Source organism: Lacihabitans soyangensis (assembly GCF_024343775.1).
GTDB classification, from domain to species: Bacteria; Bacteroidota; Bacteroidia; order Cytophagales; family Spirosomataceae; genus Leadbetterella; species Leadbetterella soyangensis.
The window spans coordinates 1-1,001 of the sequence record NZ_RJUF01000157.1 but is presented as its reverse complement, the minus strand read 5'-3'; the positions used below and the strand labels follow the sequence as shown (position 1 = coordinate 1,001).

At 35.8% G+C, this 1,001-nt stretch carries 2 protein-coding genes; both read right to left on the bottom strand.

Annotated elements, in window-relative coordinates:
• Nucleotides 1-114: 114 nt before the first annotated feature.
• On the bottom strand, nucleotides 115-468 hold the full coding sequence (locus tag EGI31_RS15195) for a nuclear transport factor 2 family protein (RefSeq protein ID WP_255037985.1): 354 nt from the start codon (nucleotides 466-468) through the stop codon (nucleotides 115-117).
• Nucleotides 469-508: 40 nt separating this feature from the next.
• A complete protein-coding gene (locus EGI31_RS15190) occupies nucleotides 509-763 on the bottom strand; it encodes a hypothetical protein (protein ID WP_255037984.1) in 255 nt (84 codons plus the stop codon).
• Nucleotides 764-1,001 lie beyond the last annotated feature (238 nt).

Below are 1,001 nucleotides of genomic sequence, written 5' to 3'. Positions count from 1 at the left end.
AAATCCACAAAGTATCACAAAGGGTTAATATTTAGTACTTTAAAGTAGGAGTGAGGCTTTCTTGGCGTTCTTTGCGAGCATTTCCTTAGATTTCTTTGCGGTTAAAAAAAGCGATCAACCTTGAGCAGTGACAATACAATAGGAAGTAATCCGCTGGATTAGATCATTCTCATTAAATTCATACAAATCACAAGCCGAAACAAACGAAATTCTTTGACCATTTCTGCTGAATTCAGCTGTACCGTTGATAACTATTTTGTTGTCTTGAGCGATAATATTCAATGTCTTGAAGTCCGTGGTGACAGACTTAAAATATGCCGCAACCTGATTGCAGTTTTCTATGATGGCCTCTTTGCCAATAAATGTATTTTCTTCCACCACCTCCCAAACGGCATTTTCGGCAATGAATTCTGTGGTTTTTTCAAACTCACCATTTGAGAAAGCGAGGGCAATTTCTTGTTTGGTCATGGTTTTGGTAAAAGTATGTCGGTTTTTAATTAAAATGGTGTTACAATTTCAAGTTCCGAGCCTTCATTTCTGCCTCAACAGCCTTATAGTTATTGTTGATAGTAAAGGCAATGATGCCTACAAAAAAAGGTACAGCCAGCATAGAAAACTCAAAGTCGCTGATAAACATCCTGATAAAGGTGAATATGACGGACACTATAATAGTAGCCATCACAAATAGGTAAGGCGTTTTGGTGTCTTTCCATTTTTTCAATAGCTCCTCGTCGGTCAGTTCGTTTAGTTGTTTTTCTTGCATGATTTCTCTGTGATTTATTCGAAACCAATTTAAGAATTATTTGGGGAAATTGGGAGTTTTTTTGGTCACAAGCAAATTTAGGTTAGTCAGTTTTGTTGGCAAGCTTTGGCTTAAAACTAAGGAATTATTGGAAGAAAGTATAGGTCATAAAAATTATAAGTACCTAGTTGTAACGCACCCCAAATAACTCGGACATAAATTCAAAAATAATTTTGTAATTATGTCTATGAAAAAGAAG

Bases quoted from the DNA above. Each gene is read 5' to 3' on its own strand.
- EGI31_RS15195 (WP_255037985.1), bottom strand. From the start codon at position 468: ATGACCAAACAAGAAATTGCCCTCGCTTTCTCAAATGGTGAGTTTGAA.
- EGI31_RS15190 (WP_255037984.1), bottom strand. From the start codon at position 763: ATGCAAGAAAAACAACTAAACGAACTGACCGACGAGGAGCTATTGAAA.